This window comes from Diaphorobacter sp. LR2014-1 (assembly GCF_002916785.1).
Taxonomy (GTDB): Bacteria; Pseudomonadota; Gammaproteobacteria; order Burkholderiales; family Burkholderiaceae_C; genus Diaphorobacter; species Diaphorobacter nitroreducens.
Map to the genome: position 1 here is coordinate 29,546 of NZ_MTBE01000015.1, position 18,593 is coordinate 48,138.

14 protein-coding genes and 1 pseudogene are annotated in these 18,593 nt (G+C 68.6%); 9 read left to right on the forward strand and 6 right to left on the reverse strand.

The genetic code is table 11. The features are described 5' to 3' along the window. Positions 1-42: 42 nt before the first annotated feature. Positions 43-1,761 (forward strand): class I poly(R)-hydroxyalkanoic acid synthase, encoded by a 1,719-nt coding sequence (phaC, locus tag BV908_RS11950; protein WP_103738280.1) that lies wholly within the window; start codon positions 43-45, stop codon positions 1,759-1,761. Positions 1,762-1,902: 141 nt separating this feature from the next. After that, positions 1,903-3,081 carry an acetyl-CoA C-acetyltransferase gene (locus BV908_RS11955; protein WP_103738251.1) on the forward strand — a complete coding sequence of 393 codons (1,179 nt, stop codon included), beginning with the start codon at positions 1,903-1,905 and terminating at the stop codon, positions 3,079-3,081. Positions 3,082-3,231: 150 nt separating this feature from the next. Here BV908_RS11955 and BV908_RS22755 read toward each other — a convergent pair. Continuing rightward, a pseudogene (locus BV908_RS22755) lies at positions 3,232-3,332 on the reverse strand (IS1595 family transposase); the annotation flags it as partial. 397 nt (positions 3,333-3,729) lie between these two features. Between BV908_RS22755 and BV908_RS11960 the strand changes: the two are divergent. From BV908_RS11960 to BV908_RS11975, 4 genes are read left to right on the forward strand one after another with little or no spacing between them, the layout of a single operon-like run. Continuing rightward, positions 3,730-4,338 carry a TetR/AcrR family transcriptional regulator gene (locus BV908_RS11960; RefSeq protein WP_103738252.1) on the forward strand — a complete coding sequence of 203 codons (609 nt, stop codon included), beginning with the start codon at positions 3,730-3,732 and terminating at the stop codon, positions 4,336-4,338. Beyond that, on the forward strand, positions 4,335-5,486 hold the full coding sequence (locus tag BV908_RS11965; RefSeq protein ID WP_103738253.1) for an efflux RND transporter periplasmic adaptor subunit: 1,152 nt from the start codon (positions 4,335-4,337) through the stop codon (positions 5,484-5,486). Before BV908_RS11960 ends, BV908_RS11965 begins: the two co-directional genes overlap by 4 nt. After that, positions 5,483-6,682: an ABC transporter permease gene (locus BV908_RS11970; protein WP_047351218.1), complete on the forward strand. Its 1,200-nt coding sequence runs from the start codon at positions 5,483-5,485 to the stop codon at positions 6,680-6,682. The genes BV908_RS11965 and BV908_RS11970 overlap by 4 nt, the downstream gene beginning before the upstream one ends. Positions 6,683-6,692: 10 nt before the next feature. After that, positions 6,693-7,403, forward strand: a complete 711-nt coding sequence (locus BV908_RS11975) for an ABC transporter ATP-binding protein (RefSeq protein ID WP_011805099.1) — start codon at positions 6,693-6,695, stop codon at positions 7,401-7,403. 92 nt (positions 7,404-7,495) lie between these two features. On the opposite strand, the gene BV908_RS11980 is transcribed toward BV908_RS11975, so the two are convergent. Further along, entirely contained in the window at positions 7,496-8,896 is a 1,401-nt protein-coding gene (locus BV908_RS11980) for a lytic murein transglycosylase (RefSeq protein WP_210434021.1), read from the reverse strand. A gap of 68 nt (positions 8,897-8,964) precedes the next feature. Between BV908_RS11980 and sbcB the strand changes: the two genes are divergently transcribed. From sbcB to BV908_RS11995, 3 genes are all read left to right on the forward strand, one after another. Further along, entirely contained in the window at positions 8,965-10,404 is a 1,440-nt protein-coding gene (sbcB, locus tag BV908_RS11985; RefSeq protein ID WP_103738254.1) for an exodeoxyribonuclease I, read from the forward strand. 9 nt (positions 10,405-10,413) lie between these two features. Beyond that, entirely contained in the window at positions 10,414-11,298 is an 885-nt protein-coding gene (locus BV908_RS11990) for an NAD-dependent protein deacetylase (RefSeq protein WP_103738255.1), read from the forward strand. A gap of 70 nt (positions 11,299-11,368) precedes the next feature. Then, entirely contained in the window at positions 11,369-13,372 is a 2,004-nt protein-coding gene (locus BV908_RS11995; protein ID WP_103738256.1) for a sigma-54-dependent Fis family transcriptional regulator, read from the forward strand. A gap of 111 nt (positions 13,373-13,483) precedes the next feature. Here the strand turns inward: BV908_RS11995 and BV908_RS12000 are convergent, their stop codons facing one another. The 4 genes from BV908_RS12000 to BV908_RS12015 form a co-directional block, all read right to left on the reverse strand. Continuing rightward, a complete protein-coding gene (locus BV908_RS12000; protein ID WP_047351214.1) occupies positions 13,484-13,885 on the reverse strand; it encodes a DUF779 domain-containing protein in 402 nt (133 codons plus the stop codon). 21 nt (positions 13,886-13,906) lie between these two features. Beyond that, positions 13,907-14,938, reverse strand: coding sequence for an alcohol dehydrogenase AdhP (gene adhP, locus BV908_RS12005; protein WP_047351213.1), 1,032 nt, complete (start codon positions 14,936-14,938; stop codon positions 13,907-13,909). Between the two features lie 95 nt (positions 14,939-15,033). Then, positions 15,034-16,557: an aldehyde dehydrogenase gene (adh, locus tag BV908_RS12010; RefSeq protein WP_011805141.1), complete on the reverse strand. Its 1,524-nt coding sequence runs from the start codon at positions 16,555-16,557 to the stop codon at positions 15,034-15,036. A 291-nt stretch (positions 16,558-16,848) separates the two neighbouring features. Next, on the reverse strand, positions 16,849-18,564 hold the full coding sequence (locus BV908_RS12015) for a Na/Pi symporter (RefSeq protein ID WP_103738257.1): 1,716 nt from the start codon (positions 18,562-18,564) through the stop codon (positions 16,849-16,851). Positions 18,565-18,593: the final 29 nt, after the last annotated feature.

Consider the following 18,593-nt stretch of genomic DNA (forward strand, 5'->3'; position numbering starts at 1 on the left):
AATGACACATGGGGCCCGCGCCTGGGCCGCGATGGAGGCTGCATGAGCACGAATTTCGACGCCAGCTGGGCCGACAGCGCCCGGCAGTTTCAGCAGATGGTGGGCGAGGGCTGGAGTCAGATGCTGCAGGTCCTGCAGCCCAAGGAAATGGGCGCCGCGCTGTCCATGCCAGCTGCCGGCCCGGTGAGCTTCGCGCCCGACAAGCTGGCTGCGGTGCAGCAGCGGTACCTGCAAGAGGTGCAGGCGCTGTGGAGCCACGCGCTGCATCACGACGATGCACCCCTCAGCAACGACCGCCGGTTCGCGGGCGAGAATTGGGCGCACAACCCGTTGTCGGCGTTCTCGGTCGCGGCCTACCAGTTGCAGGCGCACGCGCTCATGGGCCTGGCCGACGCGGTGCAGGCCGACGACAAGACCCGCGCACGCATCCGCTTCAGCGTGGAGCAATGGCTGGCCGCCATGGCGCCCAGCAACTTCCTGGTGTTCAACGCGGATGCGCAGCAAAAGGCCCTGGAAACGCACGGCGAGAGCATCGCCAAGGGCGTGGCCAACCTGCTGCACGACTTGGGCCAGGGGCATATCTCGATGACCGACGAGAGCCGCTTCGAAGTGGGTCGCAACGTGGCCACCACCGAGGGTGCCGTGGTGTTCGAGAACGAGCTGTTCCAGCTGCTGGAATACAAGCCGCTCACCGCCAAGGTGTACGAGCGGCCCCTGCTCATGGTGCCTCCGTGCATCAACAAGTACTACATCCTGGACCTGCAGCCCGACAACTCGCTGATCCGCCATGCCGTGGCCCAGGGCCACCGCACCTTCGTGGTGAGCTGGCGCAACCCCGATGCGTCGCTGGCGCACAAGACCTGGGACGACTACATCGACGAGGCCGTGCTTACGGCCATCGCCACCGTGCAGCAGATCGCTGGCGCCAAGCAGATCAACGCCCTGGGCTTTTGCGTGGGCGGCACCATGCTGGCCACGGCGCTCGCGGTGCTGGCGGCGCGTGGCGAGGAGCCTGTGGCCAGCTGCACTTTCCTGACCACGCTGATCGATTTTGCCGACACCGGCATCCTCGATGTGTTCATCGACGAAGGCTTCGTGCGCATGCGCGAACTGCAGATGGGGCAGGGCGGGCTCATGAAGGGCCAGGACCTGGCATCCACCTTCAGCTTTCTGCGCCCGAACGACCTGGTGTGGAACTACGTGGTGGGCAACTATCTCAAGGGCGAGACGCCGCCGCCCTTCGACCTGCTGTACTGGAACAGCGACAGCACCAACCTGCCTGGGCCGTACTACGCCTGGTACCTGCGCAACTTCTACCTGGAGAACAACCTCATCCGGCCGGGGCGGCTCACCGTGTGCGGCGAGTCACTCGACCTGACCCAGGTCCAACTGCCTGTGTACATCTACGGCTCGCGCGAGGATCACATCGTGCCGATCGGCGCGGCCTACGCCTCCACGCAAGTATTGCCGGGGGACAAGCGTTTCGTGATGGGCGCGTCGGGCCATATCGCGGGGGTCATCAACCCGCCCGCCAAGAAAAAGCGCAGCCACTGGCTGCGCGAGGATGGGCAACTGCCCGCCACGCTGGATGCATGGCTGGCTGGGGCCACCGAACTGCCCGGCAGTTGGTGGGACGACTGGTGCGCATGGCTGCACGGCCACGCCGGTCGGCAGATCGCCGCACCCAAGGCCTATGGAAAGGCGCCGAAGTTCAAGGCCATCGAACCCGCGCCAGGGCGCTACGTGCAGCAAAAGGCCTGAGGCCGGCGCCGCACGCTCCCGGGGCGGCGTTGCGGCGGGCTGCGGGGTGACTACGCAATAGTCCTGACACCGGGCCGACAGACAATGGCTACTGGCCTGCGGCCGTGCAGCCGGCAGGTGCCACTCCCGAAAGGACACACCATGGAAGACATCGTCATCGTTTCCGCCGTGCGCACGCCCGTGGGCAAGTTTGGCGGCGCACTGGCCAAGACCCCCGCGACCGATCTGGGCGCCATCGTCATCCGTGAGGCGCTGGCACGCGCCCGCGTCGCTCCCGATCAGGTGGGCGAGGTCATCATGGGCCAGGTGCTTGCGGCCGGCTGCGGCCAGAACCCGGCCCGCCAGGCCATGATGAAGGCGGGGCTGGCCCAGGAGACGCCCGCGCTCACCATCAACGCCGTGTGCGGCTCGGGTCTCAAGGCCGTGATGCTGGCCGCCCAGGCCGTGGCGACGGGCGACAGCGAGATCGTCGTGGCCGGCGGCCAGGAGAACATGAGCCTGGCACCGCACGTGCTCAATGGCTCGCGCGAAGGCCAGCGCATGGGCGACTGGAAGCTGGTCGACACCATGATCGTCGACGGCCTCTGGGACGTCTATAACCAGTACCACATGGGCATCACGGCCGAGAACGTGGCCAGGCAGTACGGCATCACCCGCGAGATGCAGGATGCGCTGGCCCTGGCCAGCCAGCAAAAGGCCGCCGCCGCCCAGGACGCAGGGCGCTTCACGGACGAGATCGTGCCTGTGACACTTGCGCAGAAGAAGGGCGACCCCGTCATATTCGCGGCAGACGAATATCTCAACCGCAAAACCAGTGCCGAAGCTCTGGCTGGCCTGCGCCCCGCTTTCGACAAGGCCGGCTCGGTCACGGCGGGCAATGCCTCGGGCATCAATGACGGTGCGGCCGCCGTGGTGGTGATGAGTTCCACCAAGGCTGCGGCCCTGGGCCTGCAACCGCTGGCCCGCATTGCGGCCTACGGCACCAGCGGACTGGACCCCGCCACCATGGGCATGGGCCCGGTGCCGGCATCCCGCAAGACATTGCAGCGCGCGGGCTGGAGCGTGGGCGATGTGGACCTGTTCGAACTCAACGAGGCCTTCGCTGCCCAGGCGTGCGCGGTGAACAAAGAACTCGGCATCGATCCCGCCAAGGTCAACGTGAATGGCGGCGCCATCGCCATCGGTCACCCCATCGGTGCCTCGGGCTGCCGCGTGTTGGTGACCCTGCTGCACGAAATGCAGCGCCGCGATGCCAGGAAGGGCCTGGCCGCGCTGTGCATTGGTGGAGGCATGGGCGTGTCCATGGCATTGGCGCGTTAAGCAGAGCACCGGCGTTGTCATGACTCAGAAGGCCGTAGGGGACGCCCATGCGGCCTTTTTTTATGACTATGTCTCCATTGAGTAAAAAAAGGCAGATAGCCGCCTGCAACAAGGCCTGCGGGTAGGCGGGCTATGGGTGCCCAGGGTGTGCCGCCAGCCGAGGTAGTGGGGTAAACAGCGTGTGGCCACGCCGTGAAATCGCAACAGCCACTGGCGCAGGCGGCTGTGATAGCACTGACGATCTGTACGTGGACGGCCCCGTTAACGTGAGCACCCTGAGAGAGATCATGGCTTCATGCGTAATGCTGGCCTCGGCGGCAAAGTGGTAGCACATAGCGTTGGCGTCACTGACCAGCAGCGCATCATCGGAGAGCTCCAACTACAGGCCTTCGCGCAACTGGGCCTTGGTCACCGGGCCGACTCCCGTCACGAAGTCCAGTGTCTGGCCCATACGGTCGCGGGCGATGAGCACGCATACCTGCAACCGCACCAAGGACTGTGACTCTATTGCCGCTATTGAAACGAGAGCAACCTGCCAGGGCGCTGGCGTGCGGTTTGAGGTGCTGACTGCTTCCGGAAGCGTAGGTGCCTTGTGCCGAACGTGTTTATCGATAAGATAGTAATAAATTACTTTCTTTTGGTGATTGCATGAATGAGCTGTCCAAGTACCTGCCCGCCGACGAACGGCGCACCGCCACAGTGGAGGCCGTGGTCGACCTGGCGGCCCAGCAGAACCCCAGCGACATCACCACCACCGCCATTGCCCAGCATATGGGCGTGACGCAGGGGGCACTGTTTCGGCATTTCGCGTCCAAGGACGCCATCCTGCAGGCGGTGATGTCGTGGGTGGCGCAGCGTCTCATGGCGCGCGTGGACGCGGCCGCGGATGGGGCAGCCTCTCCCCTGGCGGCGCTGGAGGCTGTGTTCATGGCGCACATCCATTTCGTGTGCGAGCGGCCCGGTGTGCCACGCCTCATCTTTGGGGAGCTCCAACGCCCCGGCCAAACCCTGCCCAAGCAGATGGTGCAGACCCTGATCACGGCCTACGGCGAGCGCCTGCGCGGGCTGCTGGAGGCCGGCAAAGCCGCGGGAGAGCTGGACCCGCAACTGGATGCGCAGGCCGCTGCCGTGCTGTTCATCGGCACCGTGCAGGGGCTGGTGATGCAGTCGCTGCTCGCGGGCGACGTGCAGCGCATGCGCCGCGATGCGCAGGGCGTGTTTGCCATTTACCGCCGCGGCATCGGAAGAGCGCTATGAAGTTTCCCCGTCTGCAGCGCCGCACGCTGGCGCTGATCGCCGTCATTGCGCCGCTGGTGGCGCTGTTCGTCTATGTCGCCCTGCGTTCGGGGCCGCTGGCGCCCGTGGCGGTCACGCTGGGCAGCGTGCAATCGCGCGCCATTGCCCCGGCACTCTCGGGCATCGGCACGGTGCAGGCGCGGTATCTGTACAAGATCGGCCCCACCTTCGCGGGGCGCGTGCAGCGCCTGGACGTGCAGGTGGGCGACAGGGTTGAGGCTGGGCAGGTGCTGGGCGAAATGGACCCGGTGGACCTGGACGACCGCGTGCGCGCACAGCAGGCGGCCATCAAGAGCGCCGAGGCCGCGCTGCGCCAGGCAGAGGCCAGGCAGAGCTATGCGCAGACCCAGCACCAGCGCTACGGGAAACTGGTGGCGGTGCGCGGCACCAGCGAGGAAAGCTACGCCACCAAGCAGCAGGAACTGGCCGTGGCAGACGCCGCGCTGGCCGCTGCCCGCGAGGATGCGAGCCGTCTGCGCGCTGACTTGCAGGCATTGCGCGCGCAGCGTGGCAACCTGCGGCTGGTGTCGCCCGTGGCCGGGATGGTGGCTGCGCGCGATGCCGACCCTGGCACGACCGTGGTGGCGGGGCAGGCCGTGGTGAAGCTCATCGACCCGGCCAGCCTGTGGATCGACACGCGCTTTGACCAGATCACCGCCCAAGGATTGGCGGCCCGGCTGCCGGCCGAGGTGGTGCTGCGCTCGCGCCGCGGGGACAACCTGGTCGGCAGCGTGCTGCGCGTCGAGCCCCTGGCGGACGCGGTGACAGAGGAGACGCTGGCCAAGATCGTCTTCGATGCACCGGTTACACCGCTGCCCCCCGTCGGTGAACTGGCCGAGGTCACCGTGCGCCTGCCGGCACTGCCCGAAGCGCCCACCATCCCCAATGCGGCCATCCGCTTCGTGGACGGGCAGCGCGGCGTGTGGAAGCTGGTCGGTGGCAAGCCGCAGTTTGCGCAGGTACGCCTGGGCCGTGCGGACCTCGACGGCCATGTGCAGGTGCTGGACGGGCTGGCCGTGGGCGACTCCATCGTGGTGTACAGCGAGAGGGCGCTCACGGCGCGCAGCCGCGTGCACGTGGTCGAGCGCATTGCCGGAGTGGCGCCTTGATCAGTCTGGCAGGGCGTGACATTCTGCATGCCTGGGGGAAGTTCGTCTTCACAGGCATTGGCCTGGGCCTGCTGATCGGCGTGACGCTGACCATGGCGGGCGTCTACCGCGGCATGGTGGACGACGGTAAGGTGCTGCTGGACAACAGCGGCGCCGACCTGTGGGTGGTGCAGAAAGACACGCTGGGCCCCTACGCGGAATCCTCCAGCGTGCCCGACGACCTGTGGCGCGGCATCCGCGCCATGCCGGGCGTGGCGCAGGCCGCCAACATCACCTACCTGACCATGCAGGTGGGCCACGGCGACAAGGATGTGCGCTCCATGGTGGTGGGCATCACCGCGAGCGGCCCAGGCGCGCCCGGATGGCCACCGCAGTTGGTGGCGGGGCGCCAGATCACGCGCGGCCATTACGAGGCCGTCGCCGACGTGGCGGCCGGCGTGCGTTTGGGCGATGTGCTGAAGATTCGGCGCAACCACTACACGGTGGTGGGCCTCACGCGGCGCATGGTCTCGTCCAGCGGCGACCCAATGGTGTTCATACCGTTGAAAGATGCGCAGGAGGCGCAGTTCCTCAAGGACAACGACGCCATCCTCATGCAGCGCCGCCGCACCGAGGCCAACCCGGCCTTCAACCGCCCCGGCGTTCCCGACCTGCTGGATGCGGTGGTGGCCTCGCAAACCAGCAACAGCTATGTGAATGCCGTGCTGGTGCGCATGCAGCCGGGCTTCACATCCCAGGAGGTGGCCGAGCCCATCCGCCGCTGGAAGCGGCTCACGGTGTACGACCGGGCGCAGATGGAAGGCATCCTCGTGGGCAAGCTCATCGCCACATCGGCCAAGCAGATCGGCATGTTCCTGGTGATCCTGGCGCTGGTCAGTGCGGCCATCGTGGCCTTTCTCATCTACACGCTGACGATGGACAAGATCCGCGAGATTGCCGTGCTCAAGCTCATCGGCACGCGCAACCGCACCATCGCCTGGATGATTTTGCAGCAGGCGCTGGTGCTCGGCGTGATCGGCTTCGTCGTCGGCAAGATCACGGCCACCTTTGCCGCGCCGCTGTTTCCCAAATACGTGCTGCTGGTGCCGTTCGATACGGTGGCGGGGTTCATCGCGGTGCTGGCGATCTGCGTGCTCTCCAGCGTGGTGGCCATCCGCATGGCGCTGCGGGTCGATCCGGCCGAGGCGATAGGGTGAGGACGCAGCAATGAGCAGGAAAGGGATCCACATCGAGCGCCTGACCAAGCGCTACGGCTCCGGCGACACGGCGTTCCTCGCCCTCAAGGACGTGAACATGCACGTGGCACCGGGTGAGGTGGTGGGCCTGATCGGCCCGTCCGGTTCGGGCAAGAGCACGCTGCTCAAGTGCCTGGGCGCGGTGATCGATCCCACGTCGGGCCGCATGACGCTGGGCGACACGGTGATCTATGACGACGGCTGGCGAGTACCCGACCTGCGCGCGCTGCGCCGTGACCAGATCGGCTTCGTGTTCCAGGCGCCGTACCTGATCCAGTTTCTGGATGCCACCGACAACGTGGCGCTGCTGCCCATGCTGGCCGGCGTGCCCAACGACGAGGCGCGCCGCCGCGCACTGGAGTTGCTCACGGCCCTGGACGTGCAGCACCGGGCCACGGCCATGCCATCGCAACTGTCGGGCGGGGAGCAGCAGCGTGTGGCCATCGCCCGCGGCTTGGTCAACCGCCCGCCGGTGATCCTGGCCGACGAGCCCACGGCGCCGCTGGATTCGCAACGTGCCATGGCGGTGATCCGCATCCTGAACGACATGGCTCGGCGCCTGGAAACGGCCATCATCGTCGTCACGCACGACGAGAAGATCATCCCCACCTTCAAGCGCATCTACCACATACGCGACGGCGTGACCCACGAGGAGGCGGGCGAGGGTCGCGGCTTCGAGTGAAGCGCCGATCTTGATGAAATCAGGCTCTAGCGCCCATGCAGAAAGCGCTAGTAGCTATCAAAAAAGGAGTAAAACAACGCGGTGACGCCGGCTCAGGGCGTCAGCAGTCGCTGCAATAGTTCGCGCGTGGCATAGCCGTCGGCGGGCAAGCCCACACTTTGCTGGTAGCGGCGCACCCCAGCGCGCGTGGCGGGCCCTGCCACGCCGTCGGGCGTGCCGGTGTCCAGGCCGCGTGCGTTCAGCGCCTCCTGCAGCGCGCGTACTTCGCTGCGCGACAGAGGCTGCAGTTCGCGCGGCCAGGCGGATGCCAGGCCCGCGCCGCCGTCGATCTGCCGTGCCAGCAGGCCCACGGCCAGGGCGTAGTTCACCGAGTTGTTGTAGCGCAGCAGCGCGCGGAAGTTGGGCCCGACCAGGATGGCGGGTCCACGCGCGCCTGCCGGGGTAAGGACGGAGGCGTCCTGCAGCGGCGGCAGCTCCGCGTCACCCACCCCGCGCACCCCTTCAGCGGCCCAGTCGCTGCTGGCCTGGCGCACGCTCAGTTCGGCGCGTGCGTAGTCGAAGCCGGGCGGCAGCAGCACTTCGGCGCCCCACGGCTCACCGCTCTTCCAGCCCGAATGGGACAGGAAGTTGGCCGTGGACGCCACCACGTCGGGCACGCTGCCCCAGATGTCGCGCCGCCCGTCCCCGTCCGCATCCACCGCATGGGCAAGGAACACCGAAGGCAGAAACTGCGTGTGCCCCATGGCCCCGGCCCAGGAGCCGATGAGCGCGTCGGCCGCGATGTCGCCCTGGTCCACGATGCGCAACGCGGCCAGCAACTCGCGCTGGGCCCATGCGCTGCGGCGCCCGTCGTAGGCGAGGGTGGCCAGCGCATCCACGGTGCGGAAGCTGCCGAAGTTGCGGCCATAGTTGCTCTCCATGCCCCAGATGGCCGTGACCACGCTGGCGGGCACGCCGTAGCGCTGCGCTGCCGCGTCCAGCGCGTCGGCGTACTGGCGGCGCTGCTCGCGTCCCTGCGCAATACGCTGGGGTGACACTGCGCTGTCCAGGTAGGCCCAGGGCGGGCGGGTGAATTCGGGCTGGGCGCGGTCCAGTTCCACCACGCGCGGTTGCCACTGCGCCTGGCCCAGGGTGGCGGCCACGGTCTGCGGGCGGATGCCGGCGGCCAGCGCCTCGCGTGCAAAGGCGCTCACCCAGGCGTGGAAGCCGGCCAGCGTGGTTGCGGTGGTGTCGGGCGCCGCCGGCGCGACCGGCGTGCTCGCAGGTTCCACGGTGGATGCTGCCGGGGCAGGCGCCGGGGTGGTGGGCGCTGCGGGCGAGGGCAGTTGGGGGATGACCGGCGCGAGCGCAGGGGCGCTGGGTGCAGCGGATGGAGCCGCTACGGCGGGGGTCGCTGGCGGAGCGGAGGCGCACCCCGCCAGTGCTGCCAGGCCCAGTGCGGAGGCGGCGGCGCGGCGCCGGGCGAGGGTGTCGGGCATGAAGAGAAAACGCATGCGGCCATTGTGCCGGCCTGCCATGCATACTTCGCCCTGGCACTGTTTCCGGCTGCAACTTCTTCCTCATGCACACTTTTCTCTGGCACGACTACGAAACCTTTGGCGCCAACACGCGCCGCGACCGCCCCGCACAGTTTGCCGCCGTCCGCACCGATGCCGAGCTCAACGAGATCGGCGAGCCGCTGATGATCTACTGCCGCCCGGCCAACGACTATCTGCCGGATCCGCAGTCGTGCCTGATCACCGGTATCACGCCCCAGCTGTGCCTGGAAAAGGGTTTGCCCGAGCGCGAATTCGCCGCCCGCATCGAGGCCGAGCTGGCGCTGCCCGGCACCATTGGCGTGGGCTACAACACCATCCGTTTCGACGACGAGATCACGCGCTTCATGTTCTGGCGCAATCTCATGGACCCGTATGCGCGCGAGTGGCAGAACCAGTGCGGCCGCTGGGACCTGCTGGATGTGGTGCGCCTGACCTACGCGCTGCGTCCCGAGGGGATCGAGTGGCCCGAGGTGGACGGCAAGCCCAGCTTCCGCCTGGAGCATCTGTCCAAAGCCAACGGCCTGGCGCACGAGGCCGCGCACGACGCGCTGTCGGACGTGCGTGCGACCATCGCGCTGGCGCGGCTCATCCGTTCACACAACCCCCGGCTGTTCGACTTCGCGCTGTCCCTGCACAAGAAGGACCGCGTGGCGGCCGAGTTGCGCCTGCCCACCACGGCGCAGGAGGCGCGGCCGTTCCTGCACGTCTCGGGCATGTTCCCCGCCGAACGCGGCTGCCTGGCCGTGATGTGGCCGCTGGCCAGCCACCCGACCAACAAGAATGAGCTGCTGGCCTGGGACCTGGCGCAAGACCCTTCCGAGCTGGCCCGGCTGTCCGCTGACGAGATCCGCACGCGCCTGTTCACGCGCGCGGCCGACCTGCCCGAAGGCGTGACGCGCCTGCCGCTCAAGAGCGTGCATCTGAACAAGTCGCCGATGGTGGTGGGCAACCTCAATACGCTCACGCCGGCCATGGCGCAGCGCTGGGGCATCGACCTGCCACAGGCCGCGCTGCATGCCGCCGCGGCGCGCGCGTTGCCCGACCTGACGGCCGTCTGGGCCCAGGTGTTCCAGCGCCCTGCGGAGGGGCCGCTGGATGTGGACCAGGACCTGTACGGGGGCTTCGTGGGCAATGAGGACCGCCGCCGCCTGAACCGTCTGCGCGCATTGCCCGGCGAAGAGCTGGCGCACGAGCGCCTGGGTTTTGACGACGCGCGCCTGGCCGAGTTGGTCTGGCGCTACCGTGCGCGCAATTTCCCGCAGACCCTGACGCCCGAGGAGCAGGAGCGCTGGGAGGCGCACCGCATGGCCGTGCTGGTGGAGGGCGAGGGCGGCGGGCTGACGTTCGACGCGCTGTTCGAGCGCCTGGACACGCTGGGTGCCGAGGCCGATGACGAACGCACCGAGGCCATCCTCAGCGCGGTGTACGACTACGCCGAGAGCATCGCGCCCGGCATGGACTGAGGGGCTGTGATGCAAGCTGCCGCCAACGTTGACGCGCTGCTTGACTTCGTGCGCCGCCATCCGCGCCTGTTCGTCATCACGGGCGCGGGCTGCAGTACGGAGGTGGGCATTCCCGACTACCGCGACCACAACGGTGAATGGAAGCGCCCCCAGCCCGTCACCTTCCAGGCCTTCATGGGCGATGAAGCCACGCGCCGGCGCTACTGGGCGCGCAGCCTGCTGGGCTGGCGGGTGATGGGCCGCGCCCAGCCCGGTTCTGCGCACCGTGCGCTGGCTGCGCTGGAAGCGGCGGGCCGTATCGAACTGCTGTTGACCCAGAACGTGGACGGCCTGCACAGCGCAGCGGGCAGCCAGCGCACGCTGGACCTGCACGGGCGCATCGACACCGTGCTGTGCATGGACTGCGGCATGCGTGCGCCGCGTGCCGCGTTGCAACACGAACTGGAGCGGCGCAACCCTGGATGGGTGGCGCTGCAGGCCGGCGCCGCGCCCGATGGGGACGCCGATCTGGACGGACGGGACTTCGGCGGCTTCGATGTGCCTTCCTGCGCGCACTGCGGCAACGGCCTGCTCAAGCCCGACGTGGTGTTCTTTGGCGAGAGCGTGCCGCGCGAGCGTGTGGAGGCCGCGCGCGCGGCGCTGGCACGCTCGCACGCGGTGCTCGTCGTGGGCTCGTCGCTCATGGTGTATTCGGGCTTCCGGTTCGTGCAGGCGGCGGTCGATGCCGGCCTGCCCGTGGCAGCGGTCAACCAGGGGCGTACACGGGCCGACGGGCTGCTGGCGCTCAAGCTGGAGCAGGACGCAGGCACTGCCCTGCAGGCGTTGGCCCACGCGTGGGCGCAGCCCCATGCCAGCGTGCCCGCCGCGGTTGCTGGGCTCGTCAGCGGCCGTTGATGCTATCGTGCGGTCCCAAAGCGCCGCCTGGCCGCGTGCCGTGCAGCGCATAGCTTGCATAGGAGACACCATGCACCGCACCGCAACGCCCGGCGCGCATCCTTCCGCGGGTGCCGCGCTGGCGCTGACCACGGCAGGCGTCGTCGCCCAGGCCCACGCCCGCTCGCAGTCGTTCGGGCTGCAGCCCCATGAGCAGGCCGACCTGCACCTGCTGGACCGCCAGACCCTGGCCTGGACCGTGGCACGCAACGAGGCCCTGTGCGCCCATGCGCGCCCCGTCATGGAAACCCTGGCGCAGCAGCTGCGCGGCACGCAGAGCATGGTGATGCTGACCGACGCGCAGGGGGTGATCCTGCATGCCGAGGGCGATGATGCCTTCCTGGATCGCGCCAGCCGCGTGGCCCTGCAGCCCGGTGCGGGCTGGTCGGAGCGCAGCAAGGGCACCAACGCCATTGGTACGGCGTTGGCCCTGGGCGATGCGGTGCAGATCAACGGGCGCCAGCATTACCTGGAAGCCAACCAGTTCCTCACCTGTTCATGCGCTCCCATCCTGGATCCGCAGGGGCAGATCCTCGGCGCGCTGGACGTGAGCGGCGACCGCCGCGGCCACAGCGCCCACACGCTGGCGCTGGTGCGCATGTCCGCCGCGATGGTGGAGAACCACCTCTTCGGCAAGGTGTACGAGGATGCCGTGCGCCTGCGCTTTCATGCGCGCGCCGAGTTCCTGGGCACGCTCATGGAAGGGCTGGCGGCGTTCACCCCGCAGGGGCGCTTTCTGGCGGCCAACCGCAGCGCGCAGTTCCAGCTGGGGTTGTCGGGACCGGCGCTGGCGGCACACACCTTCACCTCGCTGTTCGGCCTGTCGATGGGCGCGTTGCTGGAGCATGCGCGCCGCTCGGTGCCCACGCTGCTGGCGCTGCAACTGCCGGCAGGCGTGTCGGTGCACGCACAGGTGGAGTTTGCGCCACGCGGCGGCGTCACGCTGCCGGTGTGCCCGGACGGCCCGGCCGCGGCCCCGCCGCCGCGCGCGCGGCCTGCTGCGGCCCCGGGCCTGTCCAGCCTGCGCTACCTGGACACGGGCGATGCCCAGCTGGCGCAGGTGATCGAGCGCGTCACGCGGCTGCTGGGGCGTGGCGTGCCCACGATGATCCTGGGTGAGACGGGCACCGGCAAGGAGCTGCTGGCGCGTGCCATCCATAACGACGGCCCGCGCGCGCGGGGGCCCTTCGTGGCGGTGAACTGCGCGTCCATTCCCGAGTCGTTGATCGAGGCCGAGCTGTTCGGCTACGAAGAGGGCGCCTTCACCGGCGCGCGGCGCAAGGGCAGCGTGGGCAAGATCGTGCAGGCGCACGGCGGCACGCTGTTCCTGGACGAGATTGGCGACATGCCGCTCGCCATGCAGGCGCGGCTGCTGCGCGTGCTGCAGGAGCGCAGCGTGGCGCCTCTGGGCAGCACGCGGCAAATCGAGGTGGACGTGAACGTGGTCTGTGCCACGCACCGCAACCTGCGCGCCATGATGGCCGACGGCCAGTTTCGAGACGACCTGTACTACCGGCTGAACGGCCTGGTAGTGCGACTGCCTGCGCTGCGCGAGCGCACGGACCTGGCGGTGATCGTGCAGCGGTTGCTGCGCGCCCAGCATGACTCTCCCGACGCGGACAGCCCCATACCGGTGGCGCCCGAGGTGATGGCGCTGTTCGCCGCCCACGCCTGGCCGGGCAACCTGCGCCAGCTGTCCAACGTGCTGCGCACGGCGGCGCTGTTGGCCGAGGGCGCGGACGCGATCACGTGCGCGCACCTGCCGGAGGACTTCCTGGAGGAATGCGAGGCGCTGGCGCAGCAGGGCCGCGTGGTGGCGCAGGCGTTCTCTCAGCCAGCGGTGCCGCCAGCGGACGGCGCGCGTGCCGCGGCCCCGGCCCCGGCCAGCGTGCGGCCGCTGGGCGATGTGGCGGCCCATGCGCTGCAGCAGGCACTGGATGCGCACGCGGGCAATGTCTCCGCCGCCGCGCGCGCGCTGGGCGTGTCGCGCAACACGGTGTACCGCTACCTGCGCGCGCAGTCGTGTCGCTCCTGAAAAAGGAGCGCTTTGCGCTGGTTGGGCGGGCGATTTAGTCGAAATTGACCTGAAAAACGCCGCCGATACAGCGCGAGTAGCTATTAAATAAAGAGCAACTCTAGAACAGCGTCACTGGCCGCCCGTTGGCGGCGGCCCCAGCGCTTCGATGGCGGCCCATTCCTCGTCGGTGTACAGCCGTGAGCGCGTGAGAAAGCGCATGCCCGTGGGCCCTTCGAGCGAGAACATGCCCCCGCCGCCCGGCACCGCATCGATGAGGAGGTGCGTGTGCTCCCAGTACGCGAACTGCGAGCGGCTCATGTAGAACGGCTGCCCGGCGATCTCGCCCAGCAGCACGTCGGCATCGCCCAGCAGGAACTCCCCGCGGGCAAAGCACATGGGCGCGCTGCCGTCGCAGCAGCCACCCGACTGGTGGAACATCAGCGGCCCGTGCTGGGCCACCAAGCGCTTGATGAGCGCCGTGGCCTCGGGCGTGGCCGACACGCGGGTGGCGGGCGGCGCTGGCGTGGTCATGGCGTTACCTGTGCCGCGGCGTCAGGCCGCCATGTCCAGCACCACGCGGCCCTGGATCTGGCCCTTGTGCATGCGCGCGAACACGTCGTTGATGTTCTCCAGCTTCTCCGTGCGCACCGTGGCCTTCACCTGGCCGCGCGCGGCGAAGTCCAGCGACTCCTGCAGGTCCAGACGCGTGCCGACGATGGAGCCGCGCACGGTCACGCCGCGCAGCACCATGTCGAAGATGGGCAGAGGGAAGTTGCCCGGCGGCAACCCGTTGAGCGACACCGTGCCGCCACGCCGCACCATGCCCAGCGCCTGCTCGAAGGCCTTGGGCGACACGGCCGTGACCAGCGCGCCGTGCGCGCCGCCGATCTCCTTTTGCAGGAAGGCGGCCGGGTCGGTGTCGCGCGCGTTCACCGTCACGCTGGCGCCCAGCTGGCGGGCCAGCGCGAGCTTGTCGTCGTCCACGTCCACCGCAGCCACGTTCAGCCCCATGGCGCGGGCGTACTGCACGGCCATGTGGCCCAGGCCGCCAATACCGGAAATCGCCACCCAGTCGCCGGGCTTGGTGTCGGTCACCTTCAGGCCTTTGTACACGGTCACGCCGGCGCACAGCACGGGGGCGATGTCCACGAAGCCCACGTCTTTCGGCAGGTGGCCCACGTAGTTGGGGTCGGCCAGCGCGTAGTCGGCAAAACCGCCGTTGACCGAATACCCCGTGTTGCTCTGCGACTCGCACAGCGTCTCCCAACCGCCCAGGCAGTGCGTGCAACAGCCGCAGGCCGAGTGCAGCCAGGGCACGCCCACGCGGTCGCCTTCCTTCACATGCTTGACGTTGGCGCCCACGGCGGCGACGAAGCCCACGCCCTCATGCCCCGGGATGAAGGGCGGATTGGGCTTGACGGGCCAGTCGCCCTCGGCGGCGTGCAGGTCGGTGTGGCACACGCCCGAGGCCTCGATCTTCACCAGGATCTGGTCGGCGGCGGGGGTGGGCACGGGCACCTCTTCGATCGTCAGCGGCTTGCCGAACTCGCGGACCACGGCGGCTTTCATTGTCTTGGCTGGCATGGGATAAACCTCCTTCTCTGTGCAAATGAACGCAAGGGGAGCCCCCGTGCACCAGCCGCCCCCGCTGGGACGGCCAGTGGGGGCGCTGTATGGGCTTAGAAGAAGCCCAGCGGCTGCTGGGTGTAGCTCACCAGCAGGTTCTTGGTCTGCTGGTAGTGGTCCAGCATCATCTTGTGGTTCTCACGGCCGATGCCCGACTGCTTGTAGCCGCCAAACGCGGCGTGCGCGGGGTAGTGGTGGTAGCAGTTGGTCCACACGCGCCCGGCCTGGATGCCCTTGCCCATGCGGAAGGCGCGCGCGCCATCACGGCTCCACACGCCCGCGCCCAGGCCGTAGAGCGTGTCGTTGGCGATCTCCAGCGCCTCTTCTTCGGTCTTGAAGGTGGTCACCGAGACCACGGGGCCGAAGATTTCTTCCTGGAAGATGCGCATCTTGTTGTGGCCCTTGAACACCGTGGGCTGCACGTAGTAGCCGCCGGCCAGGTCGCCGCCCAGGGCGGTGTTGCGCGCGCCGCCGATGAGGCACTGGGCGCCTTCCTGCTTGCCCAGGTCCAGGTAAGAAAGGATCTTTTCCAGTTGCTCCTGCGAGGCCTGGGCGCCGATCATGGTGTTCTTGTCCAGCGGGTGGCCCTGCTGGATGGCGGCCACGCGCTTGAGCGCGCGCTCCATGAAGCGCTCGTAGATCGATTCCTGGATCAACGCGCGGCTGGGGCAGGTGCAGACCTCGCCCTGGTTCAGCGCGAACATCGCAAAGCCTTCCAGCGCCTTGTCGAAGAAGCCGTCGTCGGCGGACATCACGTCCTCGAAGAAGATGTTGGGGCTCTTGCCGCCCAGCTCCAGCGTCACGGGGATGATGTTCTGGCTGGCGTACTGCATGATCAGCCGGCCCGTGGTGGTCTCGCCGGTGAAGGCTATTTTTGCGATGCGGTTGCTGGAGGCCAGCGGCTTGCCGGCCTCCAGGCCAAAGCCGTTGACCACATTGACCACGCCCGGCGGCAGCAGGTCGCCGATGATCTCCATCAGCACCAGGATGGAGGCGGGCGTCTGCTCCGCGGGTTTCAGCACCACGCAGTTGCCCGCAGCCAGCGCGGGGGCGAGCTTCCACACCGCCATCAGGATGGGGAAGTTCCACGGAATGATCTGCCCGACCACGCCCAGCGGCTCATGGAAGTGGTAGGCGATGGTGTCGGCGTCGATCTCGCTGATGCCGCCCTCCTGCGCGCGCACCGCGCCGGCGAAGTAGCGGAAGTGGTCGATGGCCAGCGGAATGTCGGCTGCCATGGTCTCGCGCAGCGGCTTGCCGTTGTCGATGGTCTCGGCCACGGCGATCTGCAGCAGGTTGGCCTCCATGCGGTCGGCGATGCGGTTCAGGATGTTGGCGCGCTCGGTGGTCGAGGTGCGGCCCCATGCGGCCTTAGCTTTGTGCGCGGCGTCCAGTGCGGCGTCGATGTCCTTGCTGTTGGAGCGCGGCACGGCCGTGAACTTCTGGCCGTTGATGGGCGAGATGTTCTCGAAGTACTGCCCGTCCACGGGCGCCACCCACTGCCCGCCGATGTAGTTGCCGTACTGCTGCTTGTAGGGGTTGGCGATGCCAAGGCTGGCGATTTCGGCCATGTTCATGTGGTGTCTCCTGAGTGCTTATGAAGGAATGCCACCGATGCGGCGGCGGCAGTGCCTCAGTGCAAGCGCCGTGCCAGCACGGCGACAGAGGGAAGGGGGCGGTGGGACGTGCCGCGGCTGTGCCGCAGCGGCGCAGCCGTGTGCCATAACGCAACAGTGCGTCGGCCCATGACGGAACACCCGTTGGGAGTGCAGCCGTACGGATGTGCTCAGATTGCTATGCTTTATATAGCTTCCAGCGCAGTATGCAAGGGTGTTTCAGGCACTTTTTGCCTGATCTACTCCCGCGGATCACTCGGCGCCGGGTGTGCCGCCTGTGGGGCCGTTGGCGGGCGGGGTGGGTTTGAGACGCGGCAGGGCCGCCAGATGCTGCGCGGCCTTGTGGGCCTGTTCCACGGCGCGGCGCAGGTCGCCCAGCAGGCCCGTCCACTCGTGCGCGGCCGTCACTTCCAGCAAGCCCTGGGCACCCGCGCGCAGCACGGCGGCCTTGGCGGCTTCGTACGCCGCGTCGAACACGGCGTGTGCGGTGTTCACCTGGTCCAGGTCGTGGGCCTTGGGATCAGCGGCAGCAAAGAAATCCAGCGCCGCGGTGAAGGCCAGGGGCAGTGCGGCCAGGGGGTGGCCTTCGGGCGTGGTGGGCGACACCGTTGCGGGGTGTGTGACGCGCAGCGCCTGCTGGCCCACCTGGTGCATGACACGCGCCAGCGTGTCGTAGTAGCCCGCAATGCGCAGCAGCTCGGGCATCTGGTCGGCCACGTCGCGCGATAGCGGCTGGCGGCTCACGTCGCTCACAAACGCGCCCACCTGCTGCTGCAGCTGCTCCAGCGCCTGCAACTGGCGCGTGAGCTGGCTCGCGGCCTGTGCGCCGGCCGGTTGCCAGGGCAGGGCGACGGGCGCCATGCGGGTGGCATCCGACGCCAGCTGCAGTGCCAGGTGGCCTACGCGCGCCATCTCGCGGCGCAGCGCCTGCAGGGCCAGCGCGGGCACGGCGGCCACGTTGTGGTCCAGGAACTGCGCACGGGCCACGTCTTCGTCCGCCGAGCGAAAGCGTGCCAGCAGAAAGCGCGCGAGCGGCCCCGACAGCGGCCACATGAGCAGAACGCCCAGCAGGTTGAACGCGGTGTGGAAGATCACCAACTGCGTCACTGCGTCTCCCTCGCCCGTGAGCCATACGCCCAGGTGGTGGATGGCCGCGAGCAGGGGCGACAGCAGCGCCAGGGCCGCCGCGGCCGTCACCACGTTGAACAGCACGTGTGCCGCCGCCAGGCGCCGCGCGTTGGACGTGGCGTGGATGGCGGCCAGGATGCCCGTGAGCGTGGTGCCCACGTTGGCGCCGATGATCACGCCCGCGCCCACTTCCACCGCCAGCGAGCCGCCCGCCACGGCCGTGAGCACCACCGCCAGCGTGGCCGACGAGGCCTGCAGCACCACCGTCATGCCCAGGCCGATGAGCACTGCCAGCGCCAGGCCCTGCAGGTCGCTGGACAGCGGTGGCAGCGCCTGCGGACCCAGCCCGGTGAAGCCCTGGCGCAGCAGTTCGATACCCAGGAACAGCACGCCGAACCCCGCCACCGCCTGGCCCAGCGCCCCGCGCCGCGTGCCGCTGCCGGTGATTTGCAGCGCCATGCCGATGCCGATGAACGGAAGGGCGAAGGCATCGGCCTTCACCGCAAAGCCTAGCCACGCCACGAGCCAACCGGTGACCGATGAACCCAGATTGGAGCCGAACACCACCCACAGCGCGGAGCTGAAGCCCAGCAACCCCGCATTGACGAAACCGATGGCCGCCACCGTCATGGCGGTGGACGATTGCACCAGCGCCGTGAGTGCCACTCCGGTCACCAGCCCGTGCAGCGGCGTGCGCGTCCAGGCGGCCAGGATGCGCTCCAGCGCGCGCCCGGCCGCCAGCTTGAGCCCGTCGGTCAGCATGGTCATGCCCAGCAGGAACAGGCCGATGCCGCCCAGCAGGGTGCCGGCGGCAATCAGGGGAGTGGCGGTGGCGGTCAAGGCGGCGGCGCGGGGGCTTTGTTGAGGGG

Bases quoted from the DNA above. Each gene is read 5' to 3' on its own strand.
- BV908_RS11965 (WP_103738253.1), top strand. From the start codon at position 4,335: ATGAAGTTTCCCCGTCTGCAGCGCCGCACGCTGGCGCTGATCGCCGTC.
- BV908_RS11960 (WP_103738252.1), top strand. From the start codon at position 3,730: ATGAATGAGCTGTCCAAGTACCTGCCCGCCGACGAACGGCGCACCGCC.
- BV908_RS11980 (WP_210434021.1), bottom strand. From the start codon at position 8,896: ATGCGTTTTCTCTTCATGCCCGACACCCTCGCCCGGCGCCGCGCCGCC.
- BV908_RS11995 (WP_103738256.1), top strand. From the start codon at position 11,369: ATGCACCGCACCGCAACGCCCGGCGCGCATCCTTCCGCGGGTGCCGCG.
- BV908_RS11975 (WP_011805099.1), top strand. From the start codon at position 6,693: ATGAGCAGGAAAGGGATCCACATCGAGCGCCTGACCAAGCGCTACGGC.
- phaC (WP_103738280.1), top strand. From the start codon at position 43: ATGAGCACGAATTTCGACGCCAGCTGGGCCGACAGCGCCCGGCAGTTT.
- BV908_RS11955 (WP_103738251.1), top strand. From the start codon at position 1,903: ATGGAAGACATCGTCATCGTTTCCGCCGTGCGCACGCCCGTGGGCAAG.
- BV908_RS11990 (WP_103738255.1), top strand. From the start codon at position 10,414: ATGCAAGCTGCCGCCAACGTTGACGCGCTGCTTGACTTCGTGCGCCGC.
- BV908_RS12000 (WP_047351214.1), bottom strand. From the start codon at position 13,885: ATGACCACGCCAGCGCCGCCCGCCACCCGCGTGTCGGCCACGCCCGAG.
- adh (WP_011805141.1), bottom strand. From the start codon at position 16,557: ATGAACATGGCCGAAATCGCCAGCCTTGGCATCGCCAACCCCTACAAG.
- sbcB (WP_103738254.1), top strand. From the start codon at position 8,965: ATGCACACTTTTCTCTGGCACGACTACGAAACCTTTGGCGCCAACACG.
- adhP (WP_047351213.1), bottom strand. From the start codon at position 14,938: ATGCCAGCCAAGACAATGAAAGCCGCCGTGGTCCGCGAGTTCGGCAAG.